At 69.7% G+C, this 17,377-nt stretch carries 17 protein-coding genes; 5 read left to right on the forward strand and 12 right to left on the reverse strand.

Features of this window, described 5'->3' with window-relative positions; translation table 11 throughout:
* Positions 1 to 26 precede the first annotated feature (26 nt).
* The gene (locus HPO96_RS06875; RefSeq protein ID WP_171671949.1) at positions 27 to 605 is read left to right on the forward strand and encodes a nicotinamidase; all 579 of its coding nucleotides are present in this window, start codon (positions 27 to 29) and stop codon (positions 603 to 605) included.
* Here HPO96_RS06875 and HPO96_RS06880 read toward each other — a convergent pair.
* The 7 genes from HPO96_RS06880 to HPO96_RS06910 form a co-directional block, all read right to left on the reverse strand.
* Positions 598 to 2,130 (reverse strand): AbgT family transporter, encoded by a 1,533-nt coding sequence (locus tag HPO96_RS06880; RefSeq protein WP_171671950.1) that lies wholly within the window; start codon positions 2,128 to 2,130, stop codon positions 598 to 600. The two genes, HPO96_RS06875 and HPO96_RS06880, sit on opposite strands and share 8 nt — an antisense overlap.
* On the reverse strand, positions 2,127 to 3,065 hold the full coding sequence (locus HPO96_RS06885; RefSeq protein WP_171671952.1) for a CE1 family esterase: 939 nt from the start codon (positions 3,063 to 3,065) through the stop codon (positions 2,127 to 2,129). Before HPO96_RS06885 ends, HPO96_RS06880 begins: the two co-directional genes overlap by 4 nt.
* An 85-nt stretch (positions 3,066 to 3,150) precedes the next feature.
* On the reverse strand, positions 3,151 to 3,894 hold the full coding sequence (locus HPO96_RS06890; protein WP_171671954.1) for a creatininase family protein: 744 nt from the start codon (positions 3,892 to 3,894) through the stop codon (positions 3,151 to 3,153).
* The gene (locus HPO96_RS06895; RefSeq protein WP_337796526.1) at positions 3,891 to 4,577 is read right to left on the reverse strand and encodes a FadR/GntR family transcriptional regulator; all 687 of its coding nucleotides are present in this window, start codon (positions 4,575 to 4,577) and stop codon (positions 3,891 to 3,893) included. Before HPO96_RS06895 ends, HPO96_RS06890 begins: the two co-directional genes overlap by 4 nt.
* Positions 4,578 to 4,609: 32 nt before the next feature.
* On the reverse strand, positions 4,610 to 6,073 hold the full coding sequence (locus HPO96_RS06900; RefSeq protein ID WP_171671955.1) for a M1 family metallopeptidase: 1,464 nt from the start codon (positions 6,071 to 6,073) through the stop codon (positions 4,610 to 4,612).
* 71 nt (positions 6,074 to 6,144) lie between these two features.
* The gene (locus tag HPO96_RS06905) at positions 6,145 to 6,795 is read right to left on the reverse strand and encodes a response regulator (RefSeq protein ID WP_171671957.1); all 651 of its coding nucleotides are present in this window, start codon (positions 6,793 to 6,795) and stop codon (positions 6,145 to 6,147) included.
* Positions 6,792 to 7,901 (reverse strand): sensor histidine kinase, encoded by a 1,110-nt coding sequence (locus HPO96_RS06910; RefSeq protein ID WP_171671959.1) that lies wholly within the window; start codon positions 7,899 to 7,901, stop codon positions 6,792 to 6,794. Before HPO96_RS06910 ends, HPO96_RS06905 begins: the two co-directional genes overlap by 4 nt.
* A 112-nt stretch (positions 7,902 to 8,013) precedes the next feature.
* Between HPO96_RS06910 and HPO96_RS06915 the strand changes: the two genes are divergently transcribed.
* Positions 8,014 to 8,256 (forward strand): PLD nuclease N-terminal domain-containing protein, encoded by a 243-nt coding sequence (locus HPO96_RS06915; protein ID WP_171671960.1) that lies wholly within the window; start codon positions 8,014 to 8,016, stop codon positions 8,254 to 8,256.
* Here HPO96_RS06915 and HPO96_RS06920 read toward each other — a convergent pair.
* The 3 genes from HPO96_RS06920 to HPO96_RS06930 form a co-directional block, all read right to left on the reverse strand.
* Positions 8,253 to 9,083 carry a hypothetical protein gene (locus HPO96_RS06920; protein WP_171671962.1) on the reverse strand — a complete coding sequence of 277 codons (831 nt, stop codon included), beginning with the start codon at positions 9,081 to 9,083 and terminating at the stop codon, positions 8,253 to 8,255. The genes HPO96_RS06915 and HPO96_RS06920 overlap by 4 nt on opposite strands.
* The gene (locus HPO96_RS06925; RefSeq protein ID WP_337796527.1) at positions 9,080 to 9,604 is read right to left on the reverse strand and encodes an RNA polymerase sigma factor; all 525 of its coding nucleotides are present in this window, start codon (positions 9,602 to 9,604) and stop codon (positions 9,080 to 9,082) included. The genes HPO96_RS06920 and HPO96_RS06925 overlap by 4 nt, the downstream gene beginning before the upstream one ends.
* An 86-nt stretch (positions 9,605 to 9,690) precedes the next feature.
* On the reverse strand, positions 9,691 to 11,535 hold the full coding sequence (locus tag HPO96_RS06930; RefSeq protein WP_171671964.1) for a bifunctional metallophosphatase/5'-nucleotidase: 1,845 nt from the start codon (positions 11,533 to 11,535) through the stop codon (positions 9,691 to 9,693).
* 104 nt (positions 11,536 to 11,639) lie between these two features.
* Between HPO96_RS06930 and HPO96_RS06935 the strand changes: the two genes are divergently transcribed.
* Positions 11,640 to 12,413 (forward strand): polysaccharide deacetylase family protein, encoded by a 774-nt coding sequence (locus tag HPO96_RS06935; RefSeq protein WP_202885521.1) that lies wholly within the window; start codon positions 11,640 to 11,642, stop codon positions 12,411 to 12,413.
* Here HPO96_RS06935 and HPO96_RS06940 read toward each other — a convergent pair.
* Positions 12,410 to 13,024, reverse strand: coding sequence for a hypothetical protein (locus tag HPO96_RS06940; protein WP_171671966.1), 615 nt, complete (start codon positions 13,022 to 13,024; stop codon positions 12,410 to 12,412). The two genes, HPO96_RS06935 and HPO96_RS06940, sit on opposite strands and share 4 nt — an antisense overlap.
* A gap of 166 nt (positions 13,025 to 13,190) precedes the next feature.
* Here HPO96_RS06940 and HPO96_RS06945 point away from each other — a divergent pair, with 166 nt between their 5' ends.
* Complete coding sequence (locus tag HPO96_RS06945; protein ID WP_171671968.1) at positions 13,191 to 15,143, forward strand: S8 family peptidase; 1,953 nt, start codon at positions 13,191 to 13,193, stop codon at positions 15,141 to 15,143.
* 96 nt (positions 15,144 to 15,239) lie between these two features.
* Positions 15,240 to 16,172 (forward strand): hypothetical protein, encoded by a 933-nt coding sequence (locus tag HPO96_RS06950; RefSeq protein ID WP_171671970.1) that lies wholly within the window; start codon positions 15,240 to 15,242, stop codon positions 16,170 to 16,172.
* On the opposite strand, the gene HPO96_RS06955 is transcribed toward HPO96_RS06950, so the two are convergent.
* Positions 16,173 to 17,369 (reverse strand): homogentisate 1,2-dioxygenase, encoded by a 1,197-nt coding sequence (locus HPO96_RS06955; protein ID WP_171671971.1) that lies wholly within the window; start codon positions 17,367 to 17,369, stop codon positions 16,173 to 16,175.
* Between the last annotated feature and the right edge of the window lie 8 nt (positions 17,370 to 17,377).

Below are 17,377 nucleotides of genomic sequence, written 5' to 3' on the forward strand. Positions count from 1 at the left end.
GCGCCCGGAGCGAAGCGAGGACGTGGATGAGTAAGGCACTGATCGTGGTGGATGTGCAGAACGATTTCTGCGAAGGCGGGAGTCTGGCGGTCAGCGGCGGCGCCGAGGTGGCGTTCCGGATCGGCGAGCTGGTGCACCGCTGGCACGAGGCCGAGCCCGAGGAGCGGCAGTACCAGTACGTCGTGGCCACCCGGGACCACCACATCGACCCGGGTGACCACTTCTCCGACGAGCCCGACTACGTGAACTCCTGGCCGCGGCACTGCGTGGCCGGGACGGACGGCGTCAGCTTCCATCCGAACCTCGACCCACAGCCGTTCGACGCCATCTTCGACAAGGGCGAGTACGCCGCGGCGTACTCGGGTTTCGAAGGCAAGTCGCACGAGGGCGGGCGCGGACTTGCCGAATGGCTGCGGGACAAGGGCGTCACGGAGGTCGACGTCTGCGGGATCGCGACCGACTACTGCGTCCGCGCGACCGCGCTGGACGCCCACCGCGAGGGTTTCGGGACGACGGTGCTGACCGGGCTGACCGCCGGGGTGGCCCCCGGCAGCACGGAGGAGACGCTCGTCGAGCTCCGCGCCGCCGGGGTCGGGCTCACCTGACCGGCGCGCCCGGGCCGAGCGGGATACCGAGCGCCCACCAGGCCAGGAAGAGCAACGTCCAGGCGAGCGTCATCGCGATCGCCAACGGCACCGTGTAGGACGCCAGCGTGCCGACGCCGGCGTCCTTGCGGTAGCGCTGCAGGAACCCGAGCGCCATCACGAAGTACGGGCTCATCGGCGTGATCGCCGTCGACCCCGAGTCGGCGATCCGGAACAGCGCCTGCGTGGTCTCGGCCGGGACGTCGAGCAGCAGCATCATCGGCACCAGGATCGGCGCGGTCAGCGACCACATCGCCGAGCCGCTGGTGACGATCACGTTGATGATCGTCAGCAGCACCAGGATGCCGAGGAAGATGACGATCGTCGGCGCGCCGAGATCGCCGAGCAGCCGCGCGGACTCGGCCGACAGCAACTCGCCGATCTTGCTCCAGGAGAAGTACGCCAGGAACTGCGCGATCGCGAAGAACAGCACCAGCACCGGCGCCATCTGCTTGATGCCCTCGGCCATCAGCTTCGGCACGTCGCCGCCGCGCTCGATCGCCTTCACGGTAACGCCGTAGGTGATGCCGACCAGCCCGAACAGGACGGCGACGACCATCGCGATCCCGTCCAGGAACGGCGACTCGACGATACTGCCGTTCTCCCCGCGCAGCGGTGAGTTGTGCGGGATCAGGACGGCGACGATCGCCAGCGCGGTGACGCCGAAGACGACGCCGGCGCGGATCAGGCCGGTGCGCTCCCGGGCCGACAGTGTGAGCGCGTCCGGGTCCTCGCCGGGCGCGTCCGGATCGGCGTCCAGGTCGTCGCGTTTGCTCAGCACCAGCCGGACAACCAGCGTGATGACGAGCGCCAGCAGCACCGACGAGGCGATGTTGAAGAACCAGTTCGACAGCGGCGAGATCGAGGCGTTCGGGTCGACGGTCTTGGCCGCCGCCTCGGTGATCCCGGCGAAGATCGCGTCGTTCGGGGTCGGGATCGGGCTGGCGTCGTACCCGGAGGCGATCGCGGTGTAGGCGACCACGATGCCGAGGATCGGCGACCGGCCGACCGCGCGGAACGCGAGCCCGCCGAGCGGGACCAGGATGATGTATGCCGCCGCGGACGCGACATGCGCCATGGTGCCGGCGAACGCGACCGCGAAGACCACCATCGACTGCGGCACCCGGGAGACGCTGACCTTCATCAGCGACTGCAGGAACCCGGTCCGCTCGGCCAGCGCGACGCCCATGATCACGACCACGATGGTCGCCATCGGCGGGAACTCGGCGAAATTCGAGATCGCGGTGGAGACGGCCATCTGCAGGCCGTCCCCGGAGAGCAGGTTCTGCACCGCGACCGTCTTGCCGTCCTTCGGCGAGACGACCGACACGTCCAGCGCGGCCAGGATCGCGCTCACCACCGCGAGGATCCCGCTCAGGATCCAGAACAACCAGAACGGATGCGGCAACGCGTTGCCGACCCGCTCGATGACCGCCATCGCCCGGACCAGGCGCGGCAGCTCCTTCGTGTCGGTCGTCGTCGTCATAGTTTGTGCGCCTTGAAGAAGTTGCCGATCAGTTCGTGGGCCTCGAAGGTCTGGGACACGTAGCCGGGACCGGACGCGGCGTCCGATCCGGGCCAGCTGTGTCCACCATCGGTGACGGCGACATGGACGACGTCCGCGTCGCAGCCCCGGTAGGTGAACTTGAGGACATCGTCACCCTGCTGGGACACGCGCGGGTCCTGATCGCAGTGATCGCGGACCGCCCAGTCCCGGACCCAGGTCTGGACGTCGGGCAGGTCGCGCTGACCGTCACCGCCGTACGGGATCGTGGTGTCGCCGGTGCCGTGGATGGCGAGCACGGGCACCGGCCGGCTCGGCGCGCAGCGGCCGCCCTCGATGTAGAAGGCACCCGCGACCGGGGCGATCGCGGCGATCCGGTCGGCCAGCTTGCAGGCCAGGATGCCGGTGAAGCCGGCGCCGTTCGACTTGCCGGTCGCGTAGACCGTCCGGGTGTCGACACAGTACTTGCTCTCCAGCTGGTCGAGCAGGTCGGCGGTGAACTTCACGTCGTCCACGCCGTCGGCCGAGTACGGCGCGCCCTGCCAGGCCTGCTTGTTCTCGTCACCGATGACGCCGTTGGGGTAGGCAACGACCGCGTCGAGCTTGGAGAGATCCGAGAAGGCCTCGGTCTGCGCGCCGGTCTTGCCGCGGCCGTGGAAGACGAGGATCAGCGGGTAGGCCCTGGTCGGCTTGTAGTTGTCCGGCACGTGCAGCCGGTACGTCCGGGTCAGGCCGCCGCTCTGGACGGTGTAGTCACCGGTCGCCGCGGCCTGGCCGCAGCCCGCGCTCCGGGCGGCCGTCGCGGCAGTTGCCGTGGGCAACGTGGTGGCAGCGGTCACCAGGCCGGCTGCCACCACCAGTGCGGCGCCGCGCCGCCGCCACTCGGTACCGCGGTTCTTCGGGCGTGCGTCAGTCATCGGGGTGCCTCCTCGGGCAGGGGTGCGAGCGGGCAGGCTCGCGCCTGGAGACGCCGCAGGCGCGTCCAGTCAGGGGATGGGACAGTCAGGCCGAGAGCAGCTCGTCGGCGAAGGCGGCGATTCGGTCGGCGGCGGTCTCGATGAGGAGACGGCCGTCCTCGGCGGTGGCGGTCCGGGGGTCACCCAGTACGCCGCGCTTGTGGTACTCGTCGAATCCGACGGACAGCCGCGGCCCCCGACCGCGACGGGCCAGCCGGGCCGGGACGGACAGTTCGTCGAGGGTGGTGGCGCCCGGTTCCAGGCGGTCGGCCTGGACCAGCTCGGGCGCCAGGTACAGCATCTGCGCGGTCTCCGCCTCACCGGCGTGACCGTGCACCTCGCTCACCCCGGAGATCAGGTCGGCGACGATCTCGGTCAGCGGAGTCCACGTGAAGGTCAGGTCTTCGCGGAGGTACTCCTGGGCGAGCACGGACAGGGCGGCGTTGTTGCCGCCGTGCCCGGTGACGATCAGGAACTGCTTCCAGCCGTGCGCGCGCAGGCTGGCGATCAGGTCCCGCAGCACCTGCATGAAGGTTGCCGGAGCCAACGACATGGTGCCGGCGAAGGCCAGGTGGTGCGGGGAGACGCCGTACGGGACGGCCGGTGCGACGACCGCGCGTCCGGCCAGCCGCTCGGCCACCCGGTCCGCGACGCCGATCGCGCGGACGGTGTCGGTCGACATCGCCATGCCGCCGCCGTGTTGCTCCTGGGCGCCGACGGGGATGATGACGAGCGGCGCCGTCCGAACTGCTGCGGCGGCCTGGTCGGTGGTCATCTCGGCGAGCCTCATGCGAACTCACCGGCCTCGACCGCACGGCGGATGTTGTCCAGGTGCTCACGGGTCAGGCGCTCGGCCCGCTCGGCGTCCTGGTCGCGGACGGCTTCGACGATCGCCTGGTGCTCCTGGTGATCGCGCGTCCGGTTGTCGTACAGCGCCCGAATCTGTTGCTGTTCACGCACCCGCACCTTGAGCAGGGACGCCAGCACCTCCGACAGCAGGGGATTGCCGGAGGCGGCGGCGAGCTCGACGTGGAAGTTCAGCGCGAACGACGGCCCGCCCGGCGGGACGAGCGCGTTCGTGACGGCGGCCTCGAGACGTTCGAGATTCTCCGGCTGCCGGGCGACCGCGGACTGCGCGGCGATCGCCGGTTCGAGCACGAGCCGGGCGCTGATCAGTTGCAGCACCGACTCCTTGGTGATCGGCGGCCGGTGCGGGTTTGCCAGCACCACGTTGTTGATCGTCGGGCCGACGTACGTCCCGGAACCGTGCCGGAACTCGACCGCGCCGGTGGCCTCCAGCTTCCGCAGCGCCTCGCGGACCGTCGGCGTGGTGATCGCGAACCGTTTCGCGAGCTCCCGCGCCGACGGGATGGCGTCGCCGGGCCGCAGCCCGCCGTCCCGGATGATGCCGAGAATCGACTCGGTCAACCGGTCGGACAGGCTGGGTGGCGCCTCGGATGCTGAGTAAGTCACAAAGTGACTAAATCACTTAGCCTTTTTCTTCGTCAAGACTTCGGGCCCACCTTCCAGTCCGGATGTCCCGGCATCGCGGGGAACGTGGTGCCGTAAAGCCACGAGCGCAGCAGCGGGCCGAGATCGCGGCCGGCGACCGTCGAGGCGAGCTTGATGTAGTCCTCGGTCGTGGCTGCCGAGTTGGCGTACTTGCGGACCCAGGCGCGCTCGATCGCCTCGAAGGTCTTCGGTCCGACCGTCTGCCGCAGCGCGTAGAGCGCGAGCGCGCCGCCCTGGTAGGCGCCGGAGCTGTACGGGCGCAGATCAGCCTCCCGCCCGGTCCACGTCTTCGGGTCCGGTTCGGCGACCGGGCCGTTCTTGAGCAGGTCGTTCCCGACCTCCTCGTAGGTGCCCCGCAGACTCTTGGCCAGGTCGGTCCCCCACTTCTGGGCGGCGAAGACGCGCTCGTAGTACACCGCGTGGCCCTCGTTCAGCCACAGGTCGGACCAGTCGCGCGGCGAGACCGAGTTGCCGAACCATTCGTGGGCCACTTCGTGCAGGACGACCGCCTCGGTGCCGTTGTTCTCGAAACCCTCCTTGGTCATCGAGTCGGCGGCCATCAGGGTCAGGCCCTGCGTCTCCAGCTCGCCGCCGAGCGCCGAGACGTACGAGCCGGCCATCGAGCCCGGATACCGGCCGAGGCGCTGCTCGAGGAACCGCACCGACCGATCGAACGAGCTCAACTGCGGCTTGATGTCGGCGAGCTGCGCGGTCGGTACGGCGTACCGGAGTGGGAGACCGTGCGGACCGGTGCTGTGGACGACGGTGAACGGGCCGACCCCGAACTGCATCAGCTCGGGCGCGATCTTCTGGGTCTCCCGGAACACGCGGGTGGTCGAGGCGCCGGACTTGCGGACGCTCAGGAGCTTGCCGTTGGCAATCGAGTTCAGCTCGGACGGCGCGGTGACGGAAAAGGTGGCCGGGGCCTTCTGGGCCGGGTGGTCGGCGACGGCAAGGATCCGGCGGGCGCCGGACGGCTGGCTCGCCGTCTGGATCCAGCCCTTGTACCGCTGCAGGCCGGGTGGGAACGGGTCGTTCACCGAGGCCTCGGGCAACTTGTTGCGGACGTCGACGCGGACGGTGAACCGGAGCTGTTTGCGGAGCGGCTCGGCCGGGGTGACGACCAGCTCGCCTTGTGGGGTGGTCTTCCAGGCGGCGCGGACGCCGTTCACCTGGACGCCGGTCACCGTCGGGCCGAGCAGATCGAGGTCGAAGCTGCTCAGGGTCTGTGTGGCGCGGGCGGTCAGCGTGCTGGTGCCGGTGTAGGAGGCGAGACCTCTCGGGAACCGCAGGTCGAGGCGCTGGTCGAGGACGTCGTACCCGCCGTTGCCCAGCTCCGGCCAGACCCGGTCGCCGATCCCGGCCGCGCCCGGCGTCGGCGCGGCGTGCGCGGGTGTGGTGAGGCCGGCAGTCAAGCTGGCCAGAGCAACGGTTACGGCGACGGATCTTTTCAGCATGCCTTGAAACTAAGGGCCTTGCGACTCCCGGACATCGGACCACGGGCGGGACCGAGCGTCATCCCAAGGTCTTAGGCGAGGCCGAGATCGTGCACCAGCAGGGCCAGCTTGGTCCGGTTGGGCAGCGCGAGTTTGGCCATGATGTGGGTGATGTGCACCTTGACCGTGGACTCGCTGAGCCCGAGCTCGGCGGCGACCTCGCTGTTGCTGAGCCCCTCGGCAACCTGGATCGCGACCTCGCGCTCGCGCGGGGTGAGCACGTGCAACGGGTCGTCGCCGGAGGCGGCCGGGCCGGGCGCGGGATGCGCGGTGTAGGCGCTGATCAGCCGTTTGGTGATCCGCGGGGACAGCATCGCGTCGCCGCGGGCGGCCTGCTCGACCGCCTCGACGAGGGCCCGCGGCGCGATGTCCTTCAGCAGGAAGCCGGTCGCCCCGGCCTGCAAGGCCTCGTAGACGTACTCGTCCAGGTCGAAGGTGGTCAGGACGACGACCGGCGGCGCGTCGGGTAACGCGACCACCCGGCGGGTCACCTCGATCCCGTTCACCCCGGGCATCTGGATATCGGTCAGGACGACGTCCGGGCGGTACTTCTCGACCAGCTCGACGACCTGCGCGCCATTGGTGTCCTCGGCAACCACTTCGGCGCTGCCGCCGGCCTGCAGGATCAGGCGGATGCCGTTCCGGACGAGACCCTCGTCGTCGAGCAGAAGTACCTTGATCATTCCGTCGCCTTCGTCGGGAGTACCGCGCGGACTCTGAACACCCCGTCGTCGCTCCAGCCGGTCTGCAGCGTGCCGCCGGCCAGGCTGACGCGCTCCCGCATACCCATCAGGCCGTAGCCCGAGCCGGGCACCTCCGCGTGCAGCACGCCCCGCGGGTTGGTCACCTCGACGACGAGCTCCTGCTCGTCGGCGGTGATCCGGACCGTCACCACCACTCCGGGCGCGTGTTTGGTCGCGTTCGTCAGGGCCTCCTGCACGACCCGGTACGCCGCGCGCCCAGCCGCCGGGTCGACGTCGGGGATCGGGTCGGGCAGCTGCAAATCGACCTTGAGCCCGGTGCCGACGGCGTCCGCGACGAGGACCGGGACGGCATCCAGGGCGGGGGCGACATGGCCCGGCTCACCGGGCAGGTCGTCCCGCAGGACCTGGAGGATGTCGCGGAGCTCGGTGAGCGCCGCCGTGCTGGTCTTGCGGATCACCTCCGCGACTTCTTCGGTCTGTTTGTCGGGCGCGGTCATCGTCAGCGCGCCGGACTGCAGGGCGATCGCGCTGACCCGGTGCGCCACGACGTCGTGCATCTCGCGGGCGATCCGGCGGCGCTCGGCGACGACGACCCGCTCGGCGCGCAGATCCCGCTCGCGTTCGGCCTGTTCGGCGCGGTCCCGGAGCGCGACGAGGAGCGCGCGGCGCTGGTAGACCCAGAGCCCGAGCAGCGTCGGGACGAGCACGAAGAAGACGACGTACCCGACGCTGGAGCCGACCGTCGTCTCCTGCTTGCCCGGCCAGACGACGATCACCGCGCTGCCGTAGAGGAACGAGACCGCGGTCTGCCAGTGCAGACCCTTGCGGCTGGCAACGGTGTACGCCGCGATCGTCACCTGGACGCTGGGCCACCACTGGGCGATCGGCGTACTCGCCATGAACAGCAGCGGGAAGCGCCGGCGCACGATCATCGCGGTGAACGGGACGGCCACGAGCGCGAACGTGTACCAGCGCAGCTCGCGGTTGTTCGCGATTTCGAGGACGAGCCCGCTCGCGACGAGCCCGGCGAACAGGACGTCGAAGACGAGCGTCCGCCGCTTCCCGTCCCACCAGGCCAACCGCATGTCCCCACCGTAGCCCTACCGACCGACGGCCCGGGGGCTAACACTTTCGTACTAGCGCAGATTGGCCTGGTCGGCCGATGCCTGGCGGGCCGGGCCGCGCCAGGCTGGTCCCATGATCACTCTCGTGGCAAGCACCACCGACCAGACCTGGGGCTTCGTGGGCGGCGCCGTACTGATCGCCGCCCTCGTCGCCTACGTGCTCCTCGTCGTCGGCGCCTTCTTCAGCGCCTTGTTCTCCGCGGCGAGCGCGGGGATGAAGCTGGTCTGGATCATCTTCATCATCTGCGCGCCGTTCATCGGGAGCCTGCTCTGGTTCCTGGTCGGCAAGCGGAACTCCCAACTCGCCTACGGCTAGGGCTTCACGAACAGGACTGCGCGCTTGGCCGAGAGCAGGGCGACGTCCTCGACCCGCCAGTTGTCGGGGACGGTGTCCTTCGCCTCGGACTGCTCGCCGACCCGGTACTCCGCGGTCATCCCGCGCTCGCCGAGTTTGCGCAGCACGTAGGCGACGGTCTGGTTCTCGAACTCGACGCCTTCGAGCGCCTCACCCGGACCGTCCGCCTCACCCGCGCCGGAGTAACCCTCCCCCGGCTTGGCGGCGCGGCCGATGTACAGGTCGGCCTTACCGCTGTAGCCGACCGGAATCGAGAACTCCGGCGAGCACGCCGTCCCCTGGCAGCCGGCCGGGTACTTCCCGAACCCGATCTCGTCCTCCCGGGGCCCCGGCTCGATCGATGCCGCGATCGCCTCGCCCACAACCGACGGCGACACCGGCGACAACCGCAACGTCACGTTCAACCCCTGCGCCTTCAACTCCGCGTTGTACCGCGCCGCATCAGCCTCCGGATCAAGCACCCGCACCTTGATCACCGGCCCCTCCGTAGCAAACGCCAACGCCGGCCCCAAAGCCGCCGGCCGATCATTCCCCTCCGGCACCCGCACCAAGCTCACCGAAACCGCCGCCACAACAGCAGCCGCAACCAAAGCAGGCACCAACCGCCGCACCACAGCCCGCCGCCGCAACGGCACCACCACACCATCACTCATCTCTCGTACTTCAGGGAGTGGGGTGGCCGCGATCGCCCGCAACAACTCCCGGCGGGTTTCCGGGCGGACGGACGCCGCGGGGTCGTCGGCGCGGGTGGGGTCGAGGGTTTGGAGGAGGTCCAGGGAGGTGGTCATGAGTGGGCTCCTCGGGGGGTTTGGGTCAGGAGGTGGTCGAGGCGGCGGCGGGCTCGGTGGAGGCGGACCATGGCCGCGTTGCGGGAGCAGCCGAGGGTGGCTGCGAGTTGGGTGGTGTCGAGGCCTTCCCAGGCGACCAGGGCGAGGAGTTCGCGGTCGGGGTCGGAGAGCTGGCGGAAGACGTCGGCGGCGTGCTGGGTCTCGACGGCGGCGGGCTCGGCGGCGACCGGGGTGGTGCGCAGGTCGTCGCGGAGGCGGTCGGCCAGGCCGTGCCGGCGGGTTTCGCCGCGCCGGTGGTTGCTGAGGACGCGGCGCGCGACGCCGTACAGCCACGGGAGGATCTGGCCGGCGGGGACCTCGTCCAGCCGGCGCCAGGCGATCAGGAACGTCTCGGCCACCAGGTCGGCCGCATCCGCGCGGATGTCGAGCCGCCGGACGAAGTACCGCAGTACGTCGTCGTGGTGGCAGGTGAAGAGGTCCTCGAAACGGGCCAGGCGCGGGCCGGCGGGAGGCTCGATCACTCGGTCGGCCTCCCCCGGCCCCACCCGGGCCCTCGTCAGCAAGTGCGTCATACCCCGTACATGTCCGGGGCGGACGGCTTCTTACCTCAAGGATTCACGACGATCGGGGCACCACCGGAGACCAGCGCCCAGTCGCCGGTGTGGAACGCGGCCGGGTCGACCTCACCGGTCGCCGTCACGTAGTCGATCATCAACTGCCGGATCTCGACCTGCCGGTTGTAGACGACCGGCGCCTTCGACACGTGCGGGAAGTTGCCGCCGCCCGACTGCCGATAGTTGTTCACGGCAAGGACGAACTGCTGGTCGTCGGCCACCGCGACCCCGCCGTGCGCCAGCTCCACGATCCGCGCCCCGACCGGCTTGGCCAGATCGATCTGGTACGTCAGCGGCTTGGTCAGCCCGCCCATCACGTCGTAGTTGTAGTCCGGCGTCCCGTTCGGCGCGGTCGGCGTCGGCGCGTTGGTGACCGCGGACGACGGGAACGGTCCCGTCCCGCTGACCGCCTTGAAGTACTGCGCGGAAAACTCCAGGTACGCCTTGACCTGCGCACCCGTCATCGTCACCGCGACCAGCGTGTTGTCGAAGATGTACAGCCCGGCCACGTCGCGGACCGACACGTCCCCGGCCGGGATCGCCGCCGCCCGGTTGAACGGCGCCGCGATCGACAGCACCGGCAGCTCCGCCTGCGGCGTCCCGGCGAGCGCCTTCGCGACCGCGTCGCCCTGGACGAAGTTGATGAAATCGAGCGCGGCGGTGTCCTCCCACGGCGCGGTCGCCGCGGACATCGCCTCCTTGCACGTCCCGATCTTCGAGTTCACGTAGCCGACGACGGTGTCGTGGTCCTTCTGCAGCACCTGCACGACCTTCGGGTCGGCCGCGACGGTGTTCGCGTTCAGCACCTGGCTGTGCCGGCCGACCACCTTCCAGCGCCCACGCGAGTGCTTGAGATCCAGGTCGATCACCGACAGCCGCATCCCCCACTTGAGCGGCTCGGTCAGCAGCACCTGCTCACCGGTCACCTTGTTCGTCACGATCCGCTCCGGGATCTCCTGGTGCGCGTGCCCGACCAGGACGGCGTCGATCCCGGGCACGGTCTCGGCCATCAGGACGGACGCGTTCTCGGGCACCGGCAGCGTGTCGCCGTACGACGACGACAGGTCCATCCCCGAGTGTGCGGAGACGATCACGACGTCCGCGCCCGCCTTGCGGACCCGCGGCACCCAGAGCTTGGCCAGCTCGACGATGCCGCCGAACTTGATCTTGTTCTCGACCGTCGCCTTGTCCCAGATCGCGATCCCCGGGTTGGTCAGACCGAGGATGCCGACCGTGATCGGCGCCCGGCCGGGCACGTGCACCCGCTTCAGCACGTACGGCGGGAAGACCGGCAGCCCCGTCGTCCAGTCCTGGGCGTTGGCGCCGAGCAGCGGGAACTTCAGCTGCCGCTGGAACCGGCGCAGGATGTCCAGGCCGTAGTTGAACTCGTGGTTGCCGAGCGCGGCGGCGTCGTACCCGATCTTGTTCATCGCGGCGGCCATCGGATGCGTGTGACCGCCGGTGATGGGCTCGATCTTCGCGAAGTAGTAGGCCAGCGGCGTGCCCTGGATGGTGTCACCCGCGTCGACCAGCAGCGGCCGCGGCGCGTGCCGGTCCTTGGCGACCCGCTCGCGGAACGCGGTGACGAGGGTGGAGATCTTCGCCAGGCCGATGTCGTTGTGCGCGGCGTCGTCGTACTCGGCGTTCTTGAAGTAGTCCCAGTTGAAGACGTTGCCGTGCAGGTCGGTCGTGCCAAGCACGCTCAGCCGCACGGTCTTGCCGTGCCCGTGCCCGCCGCCCGCATGCGCCGGGGCCGCGCTGAACCCCGCCGCGGCCAGCGCCGCCGCACCGCCGATCGCCGTCCGCCTGCTCATCGTCGTCCGCCCGTTGTCGTTCATTCAGCTGCCTCACGCGTCGTTGGGTCTGGCCCTCGCCACCTTACGTGCGACACGCCCGGTAGCCGATGTGCACCCGGACCCCGCTGCGCGAGAGGATGCCGTCCATGACCAAGCCGCCCGGCAAGCTAGTGCCGTTGGTCGCCGCCCTCCTCTGCGGTGCCGTTCTCGCTCAGGCCGCCCAGCCTTCCGACTCCGACCTCAGCACGTCGTCGCCCGCCGTCCGCACGGTCGCGCACGGCCCGCTCAGCAAGGCGCCGATCGCGGCGCCGCCGACGACGTCCGGGACGAAACGCCAGGGCAAGCCGGCCGCGAAACCGGCCGACGACTGGAACCTGACCGACAACGGCAAGGTGCTCTACCTGACCTTCGACGACGGCCCGCACCCAGGCTGGACGCCGAAGGTCCTGAAGATCCTGCGCAAACACCACGCCCAGGCGACCTTCTTCGTCCTCGGGGCCGAGGCCGCCAAACGCCCCGACCTGGTCGAGCAGACCCGCGCCGCCGGCCACCATGTCGGCAACCACACCTGGGACCACCCGATGCTGACCCGGCTGCCCGCCGCGAAGATGCGTCAGGAGATCACCTCGGGCGTGCCCTCCAAATGCTTCCGCCCGCCCTTCCGCGACACCAACCCGGCCGTCGAAGCCGCCGCCAAGGCCGTCCAGCAGCGCCAGGTCCTCTGGGACGTCGACACCTTCGACTGGAAGAAACCCGGCGCCGCCCAGATCGAGCACCGCATCCTGGCCGGCGCCTACCCGGGCGCCATCGTCCTGATGCACGACGGCGGCGGCAACCGCCTCCAAACCGTCACCGCCCTCGACCGGGCCATGACCAAACTGGCCGCCAAGGGCTACAAATTCCGCGCGCTGCCCTGCTAGTTGCGGACGCCGGCGTTGCCGTTCGAGTAGTGCTTGAGGGCCTGGTCGATGACGTGGACGGGCTGGTCGAGGGCTTTGACCAGGAACATGCCGATGGGGTGCAGGAGGGGGCTGGGTTTGACGACGGCGCGGACGGCGGGCTGGTCGAGGCCGCGGACGCCGGCGGTGGTGGCGCCGACGCCGGGGGCGAGGGAGAGCTCGAGCATGTACTGGCCGAAGAGCTTCTTCTGCTGGAAGCCCTGGACGGTGGCCCAGGGCAGCATGACCGGGTAGCCGGCGCCGTCGCAGGCCAGCTCGAGGCCGCGGTCGGTCATCCGCATCGCGACGTCCTGCAGCGGGAAGGCGGCGTACCAGCGCTGCCGCTCGGTGTCCAGGCGGAGGGCGAGGACGGTGCTGATGACGAGGGGCAGCATCGCGAGGATGAGCAGCAGGGCGAACGGCCAGAGGCCGGAGTAGCGCATCGTGATCAGCACGTAGACCGCGCCGAGGATGCCGATGGCGCCGATCACCAGCGTCGCCCAGGCGCCGCGCCGCAGCACCGTGCTGACCACCTCACGCCGCCGCATCACCGCCTGCCGGTCCACCCCGACGACGAACCCGTCCTCACTCATCCGGTAAGAATCCCATCCCGCCGGTTCGCCCCGCAAAAGAGGTGGGGTCAAAAAACAGTATTGGAACAGCAGTTGGCCGGGAGGTGTTCACAGACCTGTCGCCCGCCGACCGGCCGTCCATAGCCTCCTGCTCTCACATGACCCGCCCGTCAGAGGAGAACCAGGCATGAGGAAGCGAACAGCGAATGTGTTCGGCGCAGCATTCGTCACGATCGGTCTAGTCGCCATGGCGGCGCCCACCGCCCAGGCCGCCGAGGGCGTCGTCCGCGACGCGGCCAGCCCGGCTGCAGTGGCCGGCAAGTACCTCGTCGCATTGAAGGACGCACCGGCGGGCAAGGTCCGGGCGCCTGCCCTCCGGACCCGCGCCGACGGCCTGAGCGGCAAGTTCGGCGGTTCCGTCGGATACGTCTACGACCAGGTGTTCGGCGGCTACTCGGCGCAGATGACCGCCGCCCAGGCCCGCCGGCTGGCGGCGGACCCGTCGGTGGCCTACGTCCAGCAAGTCCAGACCCGGACCGTCGCCGACACCCAGCCCAACCCGCCGAACTGGGGTGACGACCGGATCGACCAGCGCGACCTGCCGCTGAACAAGTCGTTCAGCTACCCGGCCAACGCAGGTCAGGGTGCGACGGTCTACGTCCTCGACACCGGTATCAACGCGAACCACCAGGACTTCAGCGGCCGGGTGAAGCAGGGCATCGACTACGTCGACGGCGACAGCAACCCCGCCGACTGCCAGGGCCACGGCACCCACGTCGCCGGCTCCGCCGTCGGTACGACGTACGGCGTCGCCAAGAAGGCCAACGTCGTCGCCGTGCGGATCCTCGACTGCCAGGGCAACGGCCAGGACGACGACATCCTCGCCGGGATGAACTGGATCAAGTCGAACGCGGTCAAGCCCGCCGTGGTCAACTACAGCGTCGGCTGCCGCAGCCGGTGCACCAGCGACGCGCTGGACAACGCGGTCAAGGCGATCATCGCCTCCGGTGTCCAGTTCGTGCAGGCCGCGGGTAACAACAACGACGACGCCTGCTACTACAGCCCGCAGCGAGTCCCGGCAGCCATCACCGTCGGCAACAGCACCATCTCGGACGCCCGCTACACCGGCACCGGCCCGTCCAGCTACGGCTCCTGCCTGGACATCTGGGCGCCCGGCACCAACATCATCTCCGCGTCGTACAGCAGCAACACCGGCACGGCGACGATGACCGGTACGTCGATGGCATCGCCGCACGTCGCCGGAGCGGCCGCCCTGTACCTGGGCTCGAACCCGAGCGCCACCCCGCAGCAGGTCCGCGACGCGCTCGTCAACAACGGCAGCACCGGCAAGCTGACCGGCATCAACAGCGGCTCGCCGAACGTCCTGCTCTACACGGCGTTCATCGGCGGCGACACCCCTACCGGCCCGTCGGTGACGAACCCGGGCAACCAGTCCACGGCGGTCGGCGGTACGGCGAACCTCCAGCTACAGGCCTCGGGCGGGACGTCGCCGTACACCTGGAGCGCCTCCGGGCTGCCGGCCGGGTTGTCCCTCGACTCGGCCACCGGCAAGATCACCGGCTCCCCGACCACGCAGAACAGCTACAACGTGACGGTGACCGCCACCGACGCGGCCGGTAAGACCGGACAGGCGACCTTCACCTGGACGATCGGCGGCACCGGCGGCTGCACCGCAGCGCAGGTGGTCGGCAACTCCGGCTTCGAGAACGGCAGTACGCCGTGGTCCGCGAACGCGTACGTCATCGGCTCCTGGGCCCAGCAGGCCGCGCACGGCGGCAGCCGGTACGCGTGGCTCGGCGGCCAGGGTGCGCCGCACACCGACTACGCGTCCCAGTCGGTGACCATCCCATCCGGCTGCGCGACGGTGACGCTCCGCTTCTGGCTGCACATCGACACCGCGGAAACCGAGAACGTGGCGTACGACAAGCTGACCGTGACGCTGGGTAGCACGACGCTCGCGACGTACTCGAACCTGAACAAGGCCGGCGGATACGTCGAGAAGGTGTTCGACGTGAAGCAGTTCGCGGGGCAGACGGCCACGCTGAAGTTCAACGGCGTCGAGGACCAGAACCTCCAGACCAGTTTCGTGGTCGACGACGTGACGCTGTCGGTCTCCTGACCACAGGCAGCTGGTGGGACGGCCGGTACCCCCCGGCCGTCCCTTTCTGTGCGTCAGGCATCAACAACAGGCGGCCGGGGGCGGATACTCTCCCCTATGGCAAAGCCGATCATCGGCGGCGAACTGGCCCAGGTGCTCCGGACCGGGCCGTTCTCGGCCGCGTTGCACCTGGCGATCGAGGCCAGTGGTCTACGGCTGGACGAGATCCAGACCCGGCTCGCGGAGCAGGGCATCATGATCAGCCAAACCACGCTGGCCTACTGGCGCCGCGGCCGGAGCCGGCCGGAGCGCCCCGCTTCGCTCCTCGCCGTCGGCTCACTCGAAGGCATCCTCGGTCTGCCCGCGGATGCGCTCACCGCCCAGCTCGGGCCCCGGCGTCCGCGCGGGCGCTGGCTGGATCACCAGCCGGGCACGATGGAGATGACCGAGGTCTGGTCGGACGCCTCCGGTCTCGAAGGGCTGCTCGAGGACATCGACACCCCGGTGCACAACATCCTGCAGCGGGTGAGCATGCACGATCTGTTCGTGCTGGGCCCGGACCGGACCGTCACCACGCTGACCACCCGGGCGGTCGTCCGGGCCACCGCGGACAAGGTTTCGCGCAGCGTCGTCGTCTACCACAACGACGACGGCGACGGCGGTCTGCCGACGATCCACCCGGTTCGCAACTGCCGGATCGGGCGGGCCCGCACCGACGCGGCCGGGAAGTTTCTGGTCGCCGAGCTGATCTTCGACCGCGTACTGGGCCTGGGCGACACCGCTGTCATCGAGTACGAACTGCGGTTCACACCTGGGCCTTGTGCGGACCACTACCACCGCGCGTTCCCAGCGGAGACCGGCGACTACTTGCTACAGGTGCAGTTCGCGCCCGAGGCGCTGCCCGCCCGCTGCTTCCGCTACAGCCGCCGCCGGGAGAACGCACCCGACCAGGGGCTCCGCGAGGTGTGGGTCGGGACCACACACGGCGTCCACGTCGTCGACCGCGACATCGCCCCTGGTCTGGTCGGTCTGCGCTGGGAATGGGACTGATCAGGAGCCGAGCCGACGACCTGCCCACGTCCAGGCGTAGACGCCGTCATCCACCGCCGAACCGCCCTCACCCAGCTCCAGCGGCCGGAACGTGTCGACCATGACGGCGAGCTCCTCGAAGCGTTCGGCGCCGAGAGAGGCCTCGATCGCGGACGGCTGCGGGCCGTGCGCGTAGCCGCCGGGGTGCAGGGAGATCGAGCCGAGGCCGATCCCGGAGCCCTTGCGCGCCTCGTAGTCGCCGCCGCAGTAGAACATCACCTCGTCGGAGTCGACGTTCGAGTGGTAGTACGGCACCGGGACGGACAGCGGGTGGTAGTCGACCTTGCGGGGCACGAAGTTGCAGATGACGAAGTTGTAGCCCTCGAAGACCTGGTGCACGGGCGGCGGCTGGTGGATCCGGCCGGTGATCGGCTCGTAGTCGCTGACATTGAACGTGTACGGGTAGAGACAGCCGTCCCAGCCGATCACGTCGAACGGGTGCGTCGCGTAGGTCATCCGGCTGCCGACGATCCCGCTCGGCCCGTGCCCGCGGTGCTTCACCAGCACCTCGACGTCCTCGCCCTCGACCACGAAGGCCTCGGTCGGGCCGTGCAGATCCCGCTCGCAGTACGGCGCGTGCTCGAGGAACTGCCCGTAGCGGGACAGGTACCGCTTCGGCGGCGCGATATGCGAGTTGGCCTCGATGCAATAGGCGTGGACGCCGTCCGGCCCGGGTAGCCAGCGGTGCGTCGTCGCCCGTGGGATCACCACGTAGTCACCCTCGACGGCGGTCAGCACGCCGAACACCGTCTCCACGGTCGCCGAGCCCTTCTCGACGTACACGCACTCGTCCCCGATGGCGTTCCGGTAGTACGGCGACGCCTGCTCGGCCACGACGTACGAGATCCGGACGTCGCCGTTCCCCAGCACCAGCCGCCGATGTTCCACGACGTTCAGCTCGGACGAATCGGTGAACAGGCTGTGGAGTTTGAGGTGCCGCGGGGTCAACGGGTGGTTCGGAACGGTCGCGAGATCCGGCAGCTCCCAGATCTGGGAGTCGACGATCGCGGACGGGACGCCGGCGTGGTAGAGCAGCGACGAGTCCGACGAGAAACCCTCCTCGCCCATCAGCTCCTCGTAGTACAAGGCGCCGTCCGGGTTCCGGAACTGCGTGTGCCGCTTCGGCGGCACCTGCCCGACCTGCCGGTAGAACGTCATCTGCTCCA

The organism is Kribbella sandramycini (genome assembly GCF_013131805.1).
In the GTDB taxonomy this organism is placed as follows: domain Bacteria; phylum Actinomycetota; class Actinomycetes; order Propionibacteriales; family Kribbellaceae; genus Kribbella; species Kribbella sandramycini.